At 68.2% G+C, this 18143-nt stretch carries 13 protein-coding genes; 10 read left to right on the forward strand and 3 right to left on the reverse strand.

The window, feature by feature from the left end; all coding sequences use genetic code 11:
• The first annotated feature begins 472 nt into the window (after nt 1–472).
• From Q4F19_RS14150 to Q4F19_RS14170, 5 genes are all read left to right on the forward strand, one after another.
• Complete coding sequence (locus Q4F19_RS14150) at nt 473–859, forward strand: hypothetical protein (protein WP_303543587.1); 387 nt, start codon at nt 473–475, stop codon at nt 857–859.
• A 105-nt stretch (nt 860–964) separates the two neighbouring features.
• Complete coding sequence (locus Q4F19_RS14155) at nt 965–2389, forward strand: helix-turn-helix domain-containing protein (protein ID WP_303543589.1); 1425 nt, start codon at nt 965–967, stop codon at nt 2387–2389.
• A 96-nt stretch (nt 2390–2485) separates the two neighbouring features.
• Complete coding sequence (ychF, locus tag Q4F19_RS14160) at nt 2486–3583, forward strand: redox-regulated ATPase YchF (RefSeq protein WP_303543591.1); 1098 nt, start codon at nt 2486–2488, stop codon at nt 3581–3583.
• Nucleotides 3584–3689: 106 nt separating this feature from the next.
• Nucleotides 3690–4136, forward strand: coding sequence for a MaoC family dehydratase (locus Q4F19_RS14165; protein WP_341850193.1), 447 nt, complete (start codon nt 3690–3692; stop codon nt 4134–4136).
• A 326-nt stretch (nt 4137–4462) separates the two neighbouring features.
• Nucleotides 4463–5713 carry an alkaline phosphatase family protein gene (locus Q4F19_RS14170; RefSeq protein WP_303543592.1) on the forward strand — a complete coding sequence of 417 codons (1251 nt, stop codon included), beginning with the start codon at nt 4463–4465 and terminating at the stop codon, nt 5711–5713.
• 115 nt (nt 5714–5828) lie between these two features.
• Here Q4F19_RS14170 and Q4F19_RS14175 read toward each other — a convergent pair whose 3' ends face one another.
• On the reverse strand, nt 5829–7421 hold the full coding sequence (locus Q4F19_RS14175) for a peptide chain release factor 3 (protein WP_303543594.1): 1593 nt from the start codon (nt 7419–7421) through the stop codon (nt 5829–5831).
• 74 nt (nt 7422–7495) lie between these two features.
• On the reverse strand, nt 7496–8149 hold the full coding sequence (locus tag Q4F19_RS14180; protein WP_303543596.1) for a hypothetical protein: 654 nt from the start codon (nt 8147–8149) through the stop codon (nt 7496–7498).
• 144 nt (nt 8150–8293) lie between these two features.
• On the opposite strand from Q4F19_RS14180, the gene Q4F19_RS14185 reads away from it, so the two are divergent.
• Both Q4F19_RS14185 and acs read left to right on the forward strand, forming a co-directional pair.
• On the forward strand, nt 8294–9274 hold the full coding sequence (locus Q4F19_RS14185; protein WP_303543598.1) for a bile acid:sodium symporter family protein: 981 nt from the start codon (nt 8294–8296) through the stop codon (nt 9272–9274).
• An 80-nt stretch (nt 9275–9354) separates the two neighbouring features.
• Nucleotides 9355–11292, forward strand: a complete 1938-nt coding sequence (gene acs / locus Q4F19_RS14190; RefSeq protein WP_303543600.1) for an acetate--CoA ligase — start codon at nt 9355–9357, stop codon at nt 11290–11292.
• A 124-nt stretch (nt 11293–11416) separates the two neighbouring features.
• Here acs and Q4F19_RS14195 read toward each other — a convergent pair whose 3' ends face one another.
• Nucleotides 11417–12154 (reverse strand): prepilin peptidase, encoded by a 738-nt coding sequence (locus tag Q4F19_RS14195; RefSeq protein WP_303543602.1) that lies wholly within the window; start codon nt 12152–12154, stop codon nt 11417–11419.
• A gap of 130 nt (nt 12155–12284) precedes the next feature.
• Here Q4F19_RS14195 and Q4F19_RS14200 point away from each other — a divergent pair, with 130 nt between their 5' ends.
• The 3 genes from Q4F19_RS14200 to Q4F19_RS14210 are packed head-to-tail and all read left to right on the forward strand — an operon-like array spanning nt 12285 to nt 18115.
• Nucleotides 12285–15326 carry a CHAT domain-containing protein gene (locus Q4F19_RS14200; RefSeq protein WP_303543604.1) on the forward strand — a complete coding sequence of 1014 codons (3042 nt, stop codon included), beginning with the start codon at nt 12285–12287 and terminating at the stop codon, nt 15324–15326.
• A gap of 10 nt (nt 15327–15336) precedes the next feature.
• Complete coding sequence (locus Q4F19_RS14205; RefSeq protein ID WP_303543605.1) at nt 15337–17370, forward strand: adenylate/guanylate cyclase domain-containing protein; 2034 nt, start codon at nt 15337–15339, stop codon at nt 17368–17370.
• A gap of 25 nt (nt 17371–17395) precedes the next feature.
• On the forward strand, nt 17396–18115 hold the full coding sequence (locus Q4F19_RS14210; protein WP_303543607.1) for a hypothetical protein: 720 nt from the start codon (nt 17396–17398) through the stop codon (nt 18113–18115).
• The last annotated feature ends 28 nt before the right edge of the window (nt 18116–18143 follow it).

Here is an 18143-nt window from a genome sequence, read left to right on the forward strand (position 1 = left end):
CCATCTCGGCACGCGGCGCCGGGCGCGCCCGCAAGATGTGCGTAATTGCGTCTCCTATAGCAGGCTTATCGACAAAGGTCGCAAGCCGACGCTGCGATTCGGCTCTCCCTGATGTAATCCCGGATCGCTTTCCTATCTTGGATCAAGGCCTGGGGTCCGGTGGCAGCGCGCCGATGCTTTGCCGTCAGAATATCGGTGTAATGAGCGCTTTCCTGTTCCGGTTTCGTGTTGAAAAGCATTGACCCAGGTTGTGGAGATATTGTTCATCGATTCCTAATATGACAAATGCCTTCCCCTGGAACTCCGGGGGGAGGGAAGGAGAGCAAGGCGTAAAGGCGCCGAAATGCTGGCTTCCGGTCGGCGGCAAGTTGAATGCTCGTTGGGCAGGCACTTTGATCGGGAAGCCATCATCGAGGCGATTTTGTCATCGGCATGGACTCCCGAGATGTTCATGCGAGAGATTGGGGCTAGAATGGACGACGCGAAGATCACGGTAAAGAAATCGACCGAACGGCGAGGTCCGGTGACGAAGCTTTCCGAGGAACAGGTTCGGGAGATCCGCCGGCTTGCTGAAGAGCAGTGCCCGGTGTGCGGATCCAAGCCTTCATTGCGCACTCTCGGCGGGCGCTTCGGCGTCAGCGCGCCCAGCATTCTCAGCATCATCGAGCGCCGGACCTGGCGCCATGTCGACAAGGCCGCGCCCTCGCCCGTCTCCTTCCCCGGCGGACGTCGCCTGTCCGATGTCGCCGAACTGCTCCGCAAGCATGGCGTGTCGTGGCAGGGTGAGGATCAACTTCGTCTGGCCGCCGAGGTCTTGCGCGCCGCCCGCGAGGATAGCGAAGACACGAGCCAGGCCTGAACGACAGGCCGCCCGGCGCCCATCAGCTTGCGAACTTGCCGATAGGGGGTTTGCGGAATATGCGGCGGGGCGATGGTCCTGCCCACCCGCCCCCCCGCAGGCTCCATGGCTTTGCCGGCTCGCAGGCGAATCTTCGCCGGGCATCAGGTCCGCGATCTGCGCCGCCGGCTGTCGCTCAGCCAGGCGGCGATGGCGCTGCGGCTCAACCTTTCCATCTCCTATCTCTCGCAGATCGAGAATGATGATCGGCCGCTGACCGGCCCAGTCCTGCTCAGCCTCGCGCGCGTCTTCCCGCAGGAATGGGGTGATCTCGACGCGAGCGACGAGGATACGTTGCTGATCGAGGCGATGGAGGCCGCCGCCGATCCGACCGTACCCCAGGCCGGAATGGACGAGGAAGCGCTGCGGCGCGGCGTCCGCCAGCAGCCTCTGCTCGCGCGGCGCATGGTCGCGCTTCACACCGCCTATCTGAGCGCGCAGGATCAGCTGCGCGTGCTCGACGACCGGATCGAGACCGGATCGGCCGCAGGCGGACCGCTGCCCTGGGAAGAGGTGCGCGACTGGTTTCAAGCGGCAGGCAATTATGTCGATGTGATCGATCGCGGCGCCGAGCGGATCGCCGGCGAACTGGGCGGCGATGCCGGACCGGTCGCCGGGATCGAGGACCGGCTGGCCGGCACGCACGATGTCACGATCCGCACGCGCGCCGAGGCCAGCGGCGGTGCTCCCCTGCGCGATTACGATCCGGACTCCCGCACGCTCACGATCGATCGATCGCTTCCCCCCGAAAGCGCGCATTTCCTGCTCGCGCACCAGCTGATGCGGCTCGAAATGGCCGACGTCATCGCCGACATCGCGAGCACCGCCCCGCTCCAGTCGGAAGCCGCGCGCAAATTGCTGTCCGTGGGCCTCGCCAATTATGCGGCCGGCGCCTTGCTCATGCCCTATGCGCGCTTTCGGCAGGCGGCGCGCGCGCTGCGCCACGACATCGATCGATTGCGGCAGGGCTTCGGCGTCAGCTTCGAACAGGCCTGCCACCGGCTTTCGACATTGCAGCGCACGGGATCGGGCGGCGTCCCCTTCTTCTTCGCGCGCGTCGATATGGCGGGCAACATCACCAAGCGCCATTCCGCCACGCGCTTGCAGTTCGCTCGGCTCGGCGGCGCCTGTCCCTTGTGGAATGTCCACGAAGCGGCCGCGATTCCGGACCGCATCCTCGTCCAGCTGGCCGAGACGCCGGACGGGATACGCTATGTGCTGATGGCCAAGGGGCTGGTGAAGCCGACCGGCAGCTATCACCGGCCCGCCCGGCGCTATGCGGTCGTGCTGGGCTGCGAGGTCGGGCATGCCGGCGACTATATCTATGCCGACCAGCTCGATCTGACGGGCCCGTACAGCGCGACTCCGATCGGCACCTCGTGTCGCATCTGCCCGCGCTCGGAATGCGAGCAGCGTGCCTTCCCGCCGGCGGGCCGCGCGATCGAGGTCGATCCCGATCGCCGGACCGTGGTGCCTTACTCGTTCAGCTGACCCTGCCACCGGGGCGCGAGCACCGATGGTTGCGCACCCCCGGCCCCAGCGGCTAGGAGCGCCGCCTTCCTTACCCCACTGACGAAGGCTTTCCCGATGGGATTCCGCTGCGGCATCGTCGGCCTGCCCAATGTCGGCAAGTCGACCCTCTTCAATGCCTTGACCGAGACGGCCGCCGCGCAGGCGGCGAATTATCCGTTCTGCACGATCGAGCCCAATGTCGGCCAGGTCGCGGTGCCCGATCCGCGCCTCGACGATATCGCGCGCATCGCCGGCTCGGCCAAGATCATCGAGACGCAATTGGGCTTCGTCGACATTGCCGGCCTCGTCCGCGGCGCGTCCAAGGGCGAGGGTCTCGGCAACCAGTTCCTCGGCAACATCCGCGAGTGCGACGCGATCATCCACGTCCTGCGCTGCTTCGAGGGCGAAGTGACGCATGTCGAGGGCAAGGTCGATCCGATCGCGGATGCCGAGACGGTCGAGACCGAATTGATGCTCGCCGATCTCGAAAGCCTCGAGAAGCGCGTTCCCGCCTTCCAGAAGAAGGCGACGCAGGGCGACAAGGAATCGAAGATCGCCGCCTCGGTGCTCGGCGAGGCGCTGGAGCTGCTGCGCGAGGGCAAGCCCGCGCGCCTGACCAAGCCGAAGGACGAGGACGAGAAGCGCATCTTCGAACAGGCGCAATTGCTGACCGCCAAGCCTGTCCTCTACGTCTGCAACGTCGATGAAGGCGCTGCCGCCGACGGCAATGCGCTGTCCGCGCGCGTCTTCGCCAAGGCGGAGGCCGAAGGCGCGAAGGCGGTGATCGTCTCCGCCGAGATCGAGGCCGAGATCGTCACGCTCGATCCCGCCGACCGCGCCGATTTCCTGGCCGATCTGGGGCTGAAGGAAACCGGCCTCGCCCGCGTCATCCGCGCCGGCTACGATCTGCTCCATCTCCAGACCTTCTTCACCGCCGGCCCCAAGGAAGCGCGCGCCTGGACGATCCCGATGGGCGCCAAGGCGCCGCAGGCGGCCGGCGCGATCCACACCGATTTCGAGCGCGGCTTCATCCGCGCCGAGACGATCGCCTTCGCCGATTTCGTCGCCTTCAAGGGCGAGGCCGGCGCGCGCGAAGCGGGCAAGCTGCGCTCGGAAGGCAAAGAGTATGTCGTCCACGACGGCGACATCCTGCTGTTCCGCTTCAACGTCTGAACCCTCTCCGTTCGCTTCGAGCGGAGATCGAGCTCGTCGAGATCGTAGTCGAGAAGTCGGCTCGGAGTTCTCGACAAGCTCGAACCAAACGGATTTAAGCTGTATCATGTGGTTCGAGGATATCGAGGTCGGCCGGATCGATCGCTTCGGCGCCTATCCGGTCACGCGCGAGGAGGTGCTCGCCTTCGCGCGCGCTTACGATCCCCAGCCCTTCCACATCGATGACGAGGCCGCGGCGAAGAGCCCGCTGTTCGGCAGGCTGGCCGCGAGCGGCTGGCATACGGCGGCGATCGGCATGCGGATGACGGTCGATTATTGGGAGCCGCTCGACTTCCACACGCTGGGCGCCGCGGGGATCGACGAGATGCGCTTCCTCGCTCCCGTTTTTCCCGGCGACACGCTGCGCGCCGAGGCCGAGGTGCTGGACACGCGCACCTCCGCCTCGCGCCCCGGCGTCGGCATCGTCCGATCGCGGACGACGATCTTCAACCAAGCCGACAAGCCCGTCCTCAGCCACGTCGCGACCGTCTTCATTCCGATGCGGCCGGCCTGAACGCCCGCCGATCCGCCGGCGCGCGGATCCGGCCGGAAGTTGACAAAGTTGACACTACGTCAGGGGGGGATGGCCCTCCCCGCGCGTGCGGCGGGGCCTTGGCCGGACCGGCCGGCAGCCGACCGGACACGGCCTGGCATTCGCCCGTCGAGCGGCAGGGTAGGTTCGGCAGAAAATAGGATCATCGGTCCAGCCTCATGCGAGCGAGCGGACAGACCAAGTGTCAGGCCAAATCCTACATTGCAAGGCGCCTTTCGAGCGCAGTTCGCCCGATATCGGCACCGATCGCGCTTCCTCCCGTAACGTTGCTCGGGCAGCATCCCGACATGCTCCTTGCCACCCGAATCGTCGCGCTGGCCGCGCTCCTGTCGCTGGCCGCCTGCACGCCCATGCCCCACCCGGCCGCCCCGTCACCGCCACCCGTGGCAACCGCCGGGCAACGCGCGCCGATCACGGTCCTCGTCTCGATCGACGCCTTCCGGCCCGATTATCGCGGCCACGGCCTGACCCCGAATCTCGATGCGATCGCGGCGCAGGGACTGAGCGGGACGATGACGCCGAGCTTCCCGACGCTCACCTTCCCCAATCATTATGCGATGGCGACCGGCCTGCGCCCCGATCGCAACGGCATCGTCGAGAACAAGATGCGCGATCCCGCGCGCCCAGACGGTCTGTTCGAATCCAAGGAGAAATCGTCGGCCGATCCCTTCTGGTGGGATCAGGCCGAGCCGATCTGGGTGACGGCCGAGAAGGCCGGCATCCGCACCGGCATCCTGTTCTATCCCGGCTCCGATCGCGCGATCCGGGGGACGCGGCCGGGCATCTGGCTGCCCTTCGACGGCGCGATCACGAGCGAGCAGCGGATCGATTTCCTGCTCGACTGGGCCCGCCGGCCCGCGCCTGACCGCCCACGCTTCCTCTCCGTCTATTTCGACGCGGTCGACAAGGCCGGCCACGCGCACGGCGCCGGCGCACCCGAGACAGACGCCGCGATCCGCGAGGTGGATTCCGCGATCGGCCGGCTCCGGCGTGAGTTCGCGGCGATGGGTCAGCCGATCAACCTGCTCGTCGTTTCCGATCACGGACTCGGCACGATCCCGCCCGAGCATGTCCTGCCGCTGGCCAACATCGTCGATCGCTCGGTCATGGACGTGATGACGGCGGGCGGCCCGGCCATCTCGGTCTGGCCGAAGCCGGGGCAGGAGGCGAAGGTCGCGGCGATGCTGCTCAGGCCGCATCCGCATCTGCAATGCTGGCGCCGCGAGGACCTGCCCGCGCGCTTCCATTACGGGCACAATCCGCGCGTCCCGCCCTTTTACTGCGTCGTGCAGGACCGCGGCTGGATCTATGTCGACAAGGTCGTGACGACGACGGTCGGCGATCACGGTTACGACAATGAAAACCCGGACATGACCGCGCTGTTCCTCGCGACCGGCCCGGCCTTTCCCAAAAAGGCGACGCTGCCCAAGTTCGACAATGTCGACGTGTATCCGCTGCTGCGGGAGCTGATCGGCCTGCCGCCGCAGCCGGATATCGACGGCACCGTCGCGCCGTTCAGGGGGCTGGCGAGGCCCTGACGGCTCCCCTCCCTGCAAGGGAGGGGCTGGGGGTCGGTTGGCCATCCTCGAAGCGCGGGCCGATGTTGAGCCACCCACCCCTCAATCCCCTCCCTTCCAGGGAGGGGAGGAAGGTCTAACGCCTATCCTTCGTCGCCGCGAAGCGCACGTCCGGATTGCGCTGCTGGACGTAGCTCAGCTCCCACAGATCCTTGGCCATGAACACCGGCGCGCCGTCGCGGTCCTCGGCCATCGCCGAGCGATGATCGGCGAGGAAGCCCTCGATCACCTTCGCCTCGCCCATCACCCAGCGCGCCGTGTCCCAGGGCGAGGGCTCGAACCCGGCATCCACCTTATATTCGGCCTGCAGGCGGGAGATCAGCACCTCCAGCTGCAGCTGCCCGACCACGCCGACGATCCACTGCGATCCGATCGAGGGATGGAAGACCTGCATGATCCCCTCCTCGGCCATGTCGTTGAGCGCGTTGCGCAACTGCTTGGTCTTGGTCGGATCGGCGAGCCGCACGCGGCGCAGGATTTCCGGCGCGAAATTGGGGAGCCCCGTGAAGCGCAGTTCCTCGCCCTCGGTGAGCGTATCGCCGACGCGCAAGGTGCCGTGATTGGGGATGCCGATGATGTCGCCGGGATAGGCCTCGTCGGCCAGTTCGCGATCGCGCGCCATGAACAGCAAAGGCGAATGGACCGCGATCGTCTTGCCCGTGCCGATCTGCGAAAGCTTCATCCCCCGCCGGAAGCGCCCCGCACACAGCCGCATGAACGCGATCCGGTCGCGATGCTGCGGGTTCATATTGGCCTGCACCTTGAAGATGAAGCCGGAGACCGCCGTCTCGTCCGGCTTGACCTCCCGCGGCTCGGCCGGCTGCGCGCGCGGCGGCGGCGCATGTTCGGCGAGCGCCTCGATCAGTTGCTCGACCCCGAAATCCTTCAGCGCGGAGCCGAAATAGACCGGCGTCAGGTCGCCCGCGCGATACGCTTCCAGGTCGAAGCTCGCATAGCCGCCCTGCGCCAGCTCGGCCTCGTCGCGCAGCTTCGCCAGCGCCTGCTCGGACAGAAGCCCTTCCAGCTTGGCATCGTCGAGCCCGGAGACGGGCTCCTGTCGCCCCTCATAGGCGCCGGTCGCATCGTCGGCCGGCATGTGGAGCCGGTCGCGGGCAAGATCGTAAATTCCTTCGAATTCGCCGCCCATTCCGGCGGGCCAGCTCATCGGGCACACGTCCAATGCCAGCTTGTCGGCGATCTCGTCGAGCAAAGCGAAGCCGCCCAGCCCTTCGCGATCCACCTTGTTGACGAAGGTGATGATCGGCACGTTGCGCAGCCGGCACACTTCGAACAGCTTCAGCGTCTGCGCCTCGATGCCACGCGCGGCATCGATCACCATCACCGCCGAATCGACCGCGGTGAGCGTGCGATACGTATCCTCGGAGAAATCCTCGTGCCCCGGCGTATCGAGCAGGTTGAAGGTGATGCCCTGCCGCTCGAACGTCATCACGCTGGACGTGACCGAGATGCCGCGCTGCTGCTCGATCTTCATCCAGTCGGACCGCGCGCGCCGCGCCTGCCCGCGCGCGCGGACTTCGCCTGCGGCGTGGATCGCGCCGCCGAACAGCAGCAGCTTCTCGGTGAGCGTGGTCTTGCCGGCGTCCGGATGCGAGATGATCGCGAAGGTGCGGCGCGGCGACGATTTGGGAGATGAGGTGGGTGATGCCATGATAGGCCGCGGCGCTTAGCAGCCGCGATGCGGGGCGTCATCCGTCGCGAACGACGCCCCGCCTGCGGACGAACTCAATTCTGCGAGGTCGTCACCTTGGTCGTCGTCGTCTCGGCGACGCGGGCGGCGGGCCGCGCGGTCGTCTTGCGGACGACGACGCGCTTCTTGGTCGCGACACTCGGTGCGGCCTTCGTCGTGGTCGTCGTCACCTCGGTCGTCGTCGGCGCGGGCGCCTGCGCGATCACGACCGGCGGGGCGGCGCGCGCGGCGGCCGCATCGGCGGAGGCGGCGTTCGCCGCCTGCTCGGCCGAGGCGGCGCGGGCATTGGCGTCGGCCGCGCTCGCCTGAGCGGACGCGACATCGGCGCTGGCATTGGCCGCGCGCTGCGCACTCACGGTCTTGGCTTCGGCGACGGCGCGATCGGAAAGCTCGCTCCCCTTCATCGCCAGCGTGATCGCCTCTTCCTTGTGCCCGGACGAGCGCGCCTCACGCGATTCGCGCAGAGCCGCGGAAGCGTCCGCCTGCATCTGCGCGGTCGCGCCGCCGCCGGGCAGCTTGGCCGCCATATCGACCTTGCCCTGCGCTTCGGCGATCGCCTTGTCGGCGCGGTCGCCCTTGCCCTCGGCATGCGCAGGCGCGGTGAGCGCGATCAGGATGCCCGGCGTGGCCGCCAGCGCGATCAGGCCGGCGACGCTCGTGTCCCGGAAGAATCGGTTGATGCGGTTCATGTCATCTACTCCAAACTACTCTTCGGTGTTGCGGAAAGAACGGACCCCCTTTGCGAAGGTTCCGGTTCGGCCCCTGCGCGGGCGCCTGCCGGGGCGCGCGAACCGGCCTTCCCAAGCGCCCCCCCGCCTGCCAGACCGCGGCTCATGCTCCGCAAGATTGTCCCCGATCCCTTCCTGCTGATCCTCGTCGGCACCGTCCTCCTCGCCAGCTTCCTGCCCGCGCGCGGCGCCTTCGCGATCGCCGTCTCGTGGCTGGCGACCGCGACCGTGGTGCTGCTGTTCTTCTTCCACGGCGCGAAGCTCGCCCGCGAGCAGATCCTCGCCGGCATCACGCACTGGCGCCTCCACCTCGCGATCCTCGGCACCACCTTCGTGCTGTTCCCGCTGATCGGCATCGCCGCGACCAAAGGCCTCGCCGGCTACCTGCCCGCGCCGCTTCTTACCGGCATCCTGTTCCTCACGGTCCTGCCCAGCACGGTCCAGTCGGCGATCGCGTTCGTCGGGATCGCGCACGGCAATGTCGGCGCGGCGGTAGCGTCGGCCTCGGCCTCGCAAATGCTCGGCGTCGTGCTGACGCCGCTGCTGATGAGCCTACTCGCGGGCACGCATGGCGGCGCAGGCGGGCTCGAGGGCATGGGCGAGGTCGCGCTGCAGATCCTCGTGCCGTTCGTCGTCGGCCACCTGTTGCGGCCGTGGCTGAAGGATTGGATCGCGCGCCACAAGGCGCACGTGAACCTCACCGATCGCTCGACGATCATCATCGCCGTCTACAGCGCCTTCTCCGCCGCCGTCCTCGGCGGCATCTGGCACCAGCTTCCGCCCTCGGCGCTGGCGGCGCTGTTCGCGATCGACGCCGTGCTGCTCGCGCTCGGCCTGGCCTTCACCTGGGGGCTCGGCGGGCTCTGCGGGTTCGCGCGCGAGGATCGCATCGCCTTGCTCTTCTGCGGCACCAAGAAGAGCCTCGTCCAGGGCGTGCCGATGGCGCGCGTGCTGTTCCCCGGCGGCGAAGCGGGCGTGATCGTGCTGCCGGTGATGATCTTCCACCAGATGCAGCTCATGGCCTGCGCGTTCATCGCGCGCGGCTTCGCGCGCGGCTTCGACGCCGAAATCCGCGACGAGGCCTGATCGCGCGGGCTTGTGGGGCACGCGCCGCAGGCGCTAGGCCACGCGCCGCGCCGACGCGGGAGCGGCCGTCCGGAGGGATGATGAGCGACGAAGTCTATGCCGTACCGGCCGAGTGGGCGGCGCATGCGAAGATCGATGCGACCCGCTATGCGGACATGTACCGCGCCTCGCTCGATGACGCGGATGCCTTCTGGCTCGACCAGGCGAAGCGGCTCGACTGGCTGACCTTTCCCACCAAGGCGGATGAGAGCAGCTTCCACGCGGAAGGCTTCGGCGTCCGCTGGTTCCCCGATGGCCATCTCAACGTCGCCGCCAATTGCCTCGATCGCCATCTCGCCAGTCGCGGCAATGCGACCGCGATCATCTGGGAGCCCGACGATCCCGCCGAGGCACCGCGCACGCTCACCTATCTCGAGCTCTACGAGCAGGTCTGCCGCCTCGCCAACGTGCTGAAGGCGCAGGGCGTCGCCAAGGGCGATCGCGTTACGATCTACATGCCGATGATCCCCGAGGCGGCGGTCGCCCTGCTCGCCTGCGCGCGGATCGGCGCGATCCACTCGGTCGTGTTCGGCGGCTTCTCGCCCGAGGCGCTCGCCGGCCGGATCGAGGATTGCGGCTCCCGCGTCGTCATCACCGCCGACGAGGGCCGGCGCGGCGGCAAGCCCGTGCCGCTCAAGGCCAATGTCGATGTCGCCTGCCACCATGCGCCGATCGTCGAGACGGTCATCGTCGTCGCCGCGACGGGCGGCAAGGTGACGATGCAGGCCGGCCGCGATGTGGATTATGCGACCGAAATGGCGAAGGCCTCGATCGATTGCCCGCCCGAGCCGATGCGCGCGGAGGATCCCCTGTTCGTGCTCTATACGAGCGGATCGACGGGCAAGCCCAAGGGCGTGATGCACACGAGCGGAGGCTATCTGCTGTGGGCGAGCCTCACGCACGATATCACCTTCGATCACCGTCCGGGCCAGATCTACTGGTGCGCGGCCGACATCGGCTGGGTCACCGGCCACAGCTATATCGTCTATGGCCCGCTCGCCAACGGCGGCACGACGCTGATGTACGAAGGCGTCCCCAACTGGCCCGATGCCAGTCGCATCTGGCAGGTGGTCGATCGCCACCAGGTCGAGATCCTCTACACCGCCCCGACGGCGCTGCGCGCGCTGATGAAGGACGGCGACGATTTCGTCGCAAGCACGAGCCGCAAGTCTCTGAAACTGCTCGGCACGGTCGGCGAGCCGATCAATCCCGAAGCCTGGCGCTGGTATCACGAGATCGTCGGCAAGGGCCGCTGCCCGATCGTCGACACCTGGTGGCAGACCGAGACCGGGGGGCATATGATCACCCCGCTCCCCGGAGCCACCCCGCTCAAGCCCGGCTCGGCCACGCATCCCTTCTTCGGCGTCGAACCCAGACTGCTCGATGCCGAAGGGCAAACGCTGGAGGGCGCGGCCGAGGGCAACCTCGTCATCGCGCGCAGCTGGCCGGGGATGATGCGCGGCGTCTGGGGCGATCCCGAGCGCTTCTTCCAGACCTATTTCACGACCTACAAGGGCGTCTACACGACCGGCGACGGCGCGCGCCGCGATGCGGACGGCTATTGGTGGATTACAGGCCGGGTCGACGACGTGATCAACGTCTCCGGCCACCGCATGGGCACCGCCGAGGTGGAGAGCGCGCTCGTCCTCCACGCCAAGGTCGCCGAGGCCGCGGTCGTCGGCTTCCCGCACGACATCAAGGGCCAGGGCATCTACGCTTACGTCACGCTCAACGCGGGCGAGGCGCCCTCGGACGATCTCCGCAAGGAGCTGCGCACCTGGGTGCGCGAGGAGATCGGGCCGATCGCGACGCCCGATGCGATCCAGTTCGCGCCGGGCCTGCCCAAGACTCGCTCGGGCAAGATCATGCGCCGCATCCTGCGCAAGGTCGCCGAGGGCGACGTGTCGAGCCTGGGCGACACGAGCACGCTGGCCGATCCGGCCGTGGTGGACGATCTGATCGCCAATCGGGTCTCCTGAAGTCCGCTCATCCTGAGGAGCCATTGAGCGAAGTCGAAATGGCGTCTCGAAGGACTTCGACCGACATCGCAGGTCCTTCGAGACGGGCCTTCGCCTTAGCTCAGTCCCTCCTCAGGATGGGCGGTCAGAAGACGTGAGTCACAACCCAAAGCCAGCCGCCCCATCCCGCCACCGCGAGCAACGTCCCTAGCGGGAGCCGATCCAGCGCCTGCTTCCGCGCCGCGAGAGCCCAGACGATCCCGATTGCGCACGCACCCAGCACGACCCAAGGCAGCATTTGCCACCCGAGCCACGCGCCTATCGCGCCGAGCAGTTTCGCATCCCCCTGCCCCAGCCCGACCCGTCCACGCGCGCGCCGATAGGCCGCCGCGATCAATGCGAGCGCGGCATAGCCCGCCACCGCGCCGGTCAGCCTGTCGGCCAAAGGCGCCGGCCCCGCCAGCAGACCCAGCGCAGCGAGCGGGAAGGTGAGCCGATCGGGCAGCCAGAAATGGTCGAAATCGATCAGCGCCAGCGCGGCCAGCAACCACCCGAACAACGCCCCCGCCACGCCGACAGCATCCGGCCGCCACAGCATCGCGAACAGGCCGATCAGCCCGCAGGCCAGTTCCATCGCCGGATGGCGCCAGTCGATCACGCCGCCGCAGGCGCCGCATCGCCCGCGCTGCGCGACGAAACTCACCAGCGGCACCAGCCGCCAGCCCGGGATCGGCACGTTGCACGCGTCGCACGCCGATCGCCCGCGCGCGATCGATCGCCCTGCCGGCCAGCGGATCGCCAGCGTCGCCAGAAAACTGCCCGCGATCATGCCCATCAGCAGAGCTGCAACCGGAACCAGCCAAGGATACGTATCGGTAGTCATGAGCGACAGGCGGGCCTCGACTTTTGGCGCGGTTGGGGGCAGCAGCAATATTCCAGAGTCGCCGGGGGCAATAGGCGGCACTGAGCACGTACGTTGGGGGGCGGCGATGTTGCGGAGGCTTATATCGGGCGTGTCTCTGGTTGCGGCCGGACTTGCGTCAACTGCTTCGATCGCGGCGGCGCCGACGCCGATCATCCGCCCCAGCGTCGCCGACAGTTTCCGCCTGGGCTCGGGCGGCTCCAGCCTCTGCCGCGTCCAGAGCCTCGCGACCAGCCCGGTCTCGCGCGGCATGTTCGATCGCAGCTACGCCATCGCCTGCCGCGATGCCGCCACGCCCGTCGGCGAGATCCACGTCATCCGCCCCGCAGGCGGGGAAGATCCGCTCGCCCGGCTCCCTGCCGCCAAGTGCGAGCCGCCCACGACTCAGGCGCTCGACGATGTCGGCGAAGCGAGCGTCGCTCCTTGCGAGGGCAAGCAGGCGGATGTCCCGCTCCGCCGCTACGTCATCCGCCGCCGCGGCAACGTCTATGTGGCGCAGGGCCTTGCAGGCTATGACAGCGCGCTGACGCTCGCGCTCCGCTCGGTCGTCGCCGATCGCGTGCTGCCGGGCGAGGTTTCGGTCGCGGTCACCGAGGCCGGCGACGCCGCCGCCTTCGCGCGCGTCCAGGCGGGCAGCCTCGATCTCGATCAGGCGCTGGCCGAGGGCTATCGCCGCAACAATGGCGGCAATTATGCCGAGGCCGCCGAATTCTTCGACACTTTGCTCCAGCGCCGCTTCTCCTCGGCCGATCCGAACCGGCGCTACGGCGAATATGTCGTCAACCGCGCGCTCCAGAAATCGAACCTCGGCGAGTTCGCCGAGTCCGACGCGCTCTTCGCCGAGGCGCGCCGCATCCCGACGGCCGACCCGGTCGAGCTGCGCCTCCGCCGCAATCTCGAGGCGATCAACCATCTGAACCAGGGCCGCCTGCCCCAGGCGCTCGCGATCCTGGCCGCGCCGGTCGCGCCGATCGGCGGGGTCGAGGTTACCGCCGACCAGATCGACAAGGCGACCTCCGCCGCGATCAACAGCGAAGGGCCGTTCGCGTCCGAGCTTGGCGTCGGCGCGGTCGCCGCGCTCACGCCCGAGGAAAAGGCCGCGATCCTCGATGCGCAGGCGGTCTCGATCCGCGGCAGCATCTATCGCCTGCAGGGCAAGAATGCGCAGGCGCGCGCCGCGATGGACGAGATGCTCGGCAAGATCGCGCGCATCCGCGGCGGCAATGTCAGTTCGCTGACCCGCCTGCGCGCGCAGGCGCTCTCCGAAGTCGCACAGATTGACGAGAGCGAGGGCAATATTCCCCGCGCCGAAGCGGGACTGCGGCAGTCGCTCGCGATCCTCGATTCCGAATATCCGGGCTCGGCAGCGGTCAATGCGGCGCGCGCGCGCCTCGGCGCCTTCCTCGCCCGCACCAACCGCACCGCGGAGTCGCTCGCCCTCTACCGCCAGGTGGTCGATGCGATGATCGCCAATGGCGGCGCGACCGCCGGCTTCGAGGGCCTGCTGGCGCCCTATTTCACGTTGCTCGCGCAGCAGATCCCGACCAATCCCGGCTTGACCGCGGATTTCTTCGGCGCCGCGCAGACATTGCAGCGCCCCGGCCTCGCCGAGACGCAGGCGATCCTGACGCGCGAGCTTTCGGGCGGTGACGATGCCGCCTCGGCGCTGTTCCGCCAGTCGGTGACGCTCGGCCGCGAGATCGAGAGGCAGCGCATCACGCTCGCCCGCCTGGCCTCGATCGAGACGCCCACGCCCGAGCAGGCGGCCCTGATCACGCAGGGCCGCGATCGCCTCAACCAGCTCCAGGCCGATCAGGTCGGCGTCCAGTCGCGACTCGGCGCCTTCCCGCGCTATCGCGTCGTCTCGGGCCGCATCTCCTCGCTGCCCGAGCTCCAGCAGACGCTGAAGCCGGGCGAGGCCTATTGGAAACTGCTCGTCGTCGGCGGGCGCGTGTTCGGCTTCTTCGCGGGCCAGAGCGAGGCGACCGCCTGGGCGGTCCCGCTCGATGCGCCGCAGCTCGAGACGACCGTCGATGCGATCCGCGAGAGCATCGCCGTCACCGTCGACGGCAAGCTGGAGACGCATCCGTTCGACGTCGCCCGTGCGCGCGCGCTTTACGTGGCGCTCGCCGGACCGCAGGCCGCGGCGCTGCCCAAGGTCAAGCATCTGATCTTCGAGCCCGACGGCGCGATGCTTCGCCTGCCCGCCAATCTGCTCGTCACCGATCAGGCCGGGGTCGATCGCTATCTGAAACAGGCCGACGATCCCAAGGGCGATGCGTTCGATTTCCGCGGTATCGCCTGGCTCGGCCGCGGGATCGAAATCTCAACCTCGGTGAGCCCGCGCTCGTTCGAGGATGTCCGCCGCACCCCGCCCTCGACCGCCAAGAAGCAGTATCTCGGCCTCGGCCACAATGCGCCGGTGCCGGCGATGGTCCAGCTCACCTCGTTCACGCCGCCCGCCGCGGGCACGCTCGATTGCTCGTGGCCGCTCGCCGCGTGGAGCAACCCGATCTCGGCCAAGGAGCTGTTCCTCGCGCAGAAGGTGATCGGCACCGACAAGGCCGACGTCATCACCGGCGAGCCCTTCAACGACACCGCGATCCGCGACAGCAAGGATCTCGGCCAGTATCGCATCCTCCATTTCGCGACGCACGGACTGGTCGCGGCGCCCCGCCCGTCCTGCCTCGCGCGGCCCGCTCTGCTCACCTCGTTCGGTCCGACGGCCAGCGACGGCCTGCTGAGTTTCGTCGAAATCTACGATCTGAAGCTCGACGCCGATCTCGTCATCCTCTCCGCTTGCGATACCGCCGGCAGCGCCTCTGTCGATGCGACGCGCGAGGCGGGCGTCACTTCGGGCGGCGGTCGCGCACTCGACGGCCTCGTCCGCGCCTTCATCGGCGCCGGCAGCCGTTCGGTGCTGGCGACGCACTGGCCCGCGCCCGACGATTATCGCGCCACCGAGCGGCTGATCTCCGGCCTGTTCGATGCGCCGCCCGGCACGCCGATCTCGGAGGCGCTGCGCCTGGGACAGGTGAAGCTAATGGACGATGCCGACACGTCGCACCCTTATTACTGGTCCGCTTTCGCCCTGATCGGCGACGGCGCGCAGCCCGTGCTGCGGGCGCGCTGAGAGGAAATCGATGGCGACCGAAGCACTGCCGGCTCCGGAGCCTATCGAAGTTCCGGCGGCGAAGGCGATCGCGCGGATGGTCCGCCGGATCGGCGCGCGCCAGCTGATCGGCACGATCCTCGTCATGAGCGTGGCGTTGCTCTTCGCGCGCTACAGCTGGTCGCTGCCGCTCGGCGTCGATGCCGAACATGCGCTCTACGACGTCCGCCTGCTGATGACCTCGCAGCGCATTCCCCAGGATCCGCGCATCGTGATGGTCGTCTATACGGACGAGACGCTCGAGGCGACCGCGCGCCGCTCCCCGCTCGATCGCGGCCTGCTCGCCAAGGCGCTGACCAATCTCGACAAACTGGGCGCCAAGGCGATCGGCATCGATATCCTGATCGATGAGCCGCAGCCCGAGGACGACCAGCTCGTCGCCGCCTTCCGCGGCATGAAGACGCCCGTGCATCTCGCCTTCGCGGGCAATGCCACGAACGGCGTGTTCGTGCAGCCGTGGCAGGAAGACTTCATGCGCAAGTTCCAGGCGAGCCTGAAGCCGGGCAATGTCTGGCCGACCTCGATCCGCGTGGAAGCCGATCCCGATGGCGTGATGCGCAGCTGGCCGACGCGCCCTCCGGGCCTCCCGCCTCTCCTCTCCAACGCGATGGCGAAGCACGACAAGCGCTTCGAGGATTATCATGGCAGCCTGCTCTACCGGCTGCCGCAGCGCGCCGACCGGCCGGTGTTTTCGAAGCTGCCGATCGATCTGTTCGCCCTGCCCGAAGCGGCGGAGATGCTGCGCAGCCAGATCCAGGGGCGCTATGTGCTGATGGGCGGGGACATTTCGGACGTCGACCAGTTCGATACGCCCGCGACCCGGCTCAGCAAGGAGGGCGAATCCGGCACCACCACCGGCCTCGAAATCCACGCGACGATGCTCGCGCAACAACTCGACAATCGCATCCCGCGCCGGATCCTGCCGACCGCCTTGTGGGGCGCCGCGCTGCTGGTGGTCGTGGCGGCGGCGATGGCGGGCTTCACTGAGCTTTCGGCCGCGCGCAACGCGGTCGTCATCGTCGGATCGCTGGCGCTGCTCATCGCCACGCCGCTCATCCTCCAGCGCGCGGGCTTCGATACGCAGCGCCTGCCGATGTTCGGCTGGCTAGGCGGCTGGGTGCTCGCCTTCATCGCCTCGTCCGCAGCGGGCCGCGCGGTCAGTTCGGACGAGCGGCGCTTCGCCCAATCGGCGCTCGGCAAATATCTGCCCCCGGACGTCGCCAAGCAGATCCTGCGCGATCCGGACAAACTGGCCCTGCACGGCGAGCAGCGCGAGATCTTCGCGATGTTCACCGATCTGGAGGGCTTCACCCAGCTGTCGTCGCAGATCGCGCCGGCGATGGTCGCGCAATTGCTCAACCGCTATCTCGATCTGCTGTCGGATGTCGTGCTCGAACATGGCGGCACGCTCGACAAGTTCGTTGGCGATGCCGTGATCGCCTTCTGGGGCGCGCCCATCTCCCGGCCCGACGATGCCGATCGCGCGGTCAAGGCATCGATGGCGATGTACGCGGCGGGCGAACGCTTCCGCCGCGAGGCGCCCGCCGGCGTCCCGCCGATCGGCCGGACGCGAGTCGGCCTCCACATGGGCGTCGCGATCGTCGGCAATTTCGGCGGCGAGGGCCGGATCCAATATACCGCGCTCGGCGACAGCATGAACGCCGCCTCCCGGCTCGAGAGTGCGAACAAGAAGCTGCATACGACCCTGCTGGTGAGCGGCGATGTCGTCGCCCGCTCGACGCTGAAATGCTTCCGCCCGATGGGCCGCATCACCGTCCGCGGCCGATCCGAGACGCCGATGGCGATCTACGAGGCGCTGCCGGATTGCGATCTGGAGCAGGCCGCGGCGCTGACCGACATCCTCGCCCGCTTCGATGCCGGCGACGCGAGTGCGATTTCGTCGCTCGAGACGCTGATTTCGCAGAACCCGAAGGACTTGGCGCTCGTAAATCTGCTAGAGCGTCTACAAAGACTTGGCCCTGGAGGCAGTTATGCACTCGACTAATCTTCGCGCGCCGCATTTTGCGGCAGTGGCTCTTCTCGCGGCGGCCATCGCTGCCCCGCTGTCGGCGGCGACGCTGGTCGTCCGCTCGGCCGGGCCCTCCGCCGGTGCCTATCCCCCCGGCAAGGTGCTCCAGCCGACCGCCAAGCTGGCGCTGAAGGCCAATGATCTGGTCACCCTGCTCGACGAGCATGGCACGCGCACGCTGCGCGGGCCCGGCAGCTTCACCGCGACCGCGACCGCGGCGGCCGATGCCGACGGCGGCAACACCGCGATTGCGGCGCTCGTCTCGCAGCGCGGCGATCGCCGCGTCCGCATCGGGGCCGTGCGCGGCGTCGAGAGCGACACGGGCCGCCCGCCCAACATCTGGTTCGTCGATGCCTCGCGCGCGGGCACGGTCTGCGTCGCCAATCCGGCGGCCGCCAATCTGTGGCGCCCCGGCAGCGAGGCTCCCGCCAAGACGATGATCGCCAGCGTCACGGGCGCGAGCAAGGCGACCGTCGATTGGTCGCCGGGGCAGGCCGTCCAGGCATGGCCCTCGGCGCTTCCCATCGCGGAGGGCGCCCGATACAGATTGACGACGGGGACGGCAGCGCCGGTCGAGATTCGCATGACATTGAGCGGCGAACCGAAGCCGGACGTGCAGGGAATGGCGTCCGCCTTGATCGCCAAGGGCTGCACCGCGCAGCTCGATCAGCTGGTCGAGACGACGGCTGCGGCGACGAAGGCGAGCGGCGGGGCGAATTAGGCGCCGGACGGAATGACGGCGGCATAGC

Origin of the sequence: Sphingomonas natans (genome assembly GCF_030546695.1) — a bacterium.
Taxonomy (GTDB): domain Bacteria; phylum Pseudomonadota; class Alphaproteobacteria; order Sphingomonadales; family Sphingomonadaceae; genus Sphingomonas_I; species Sphingomonas_I natans.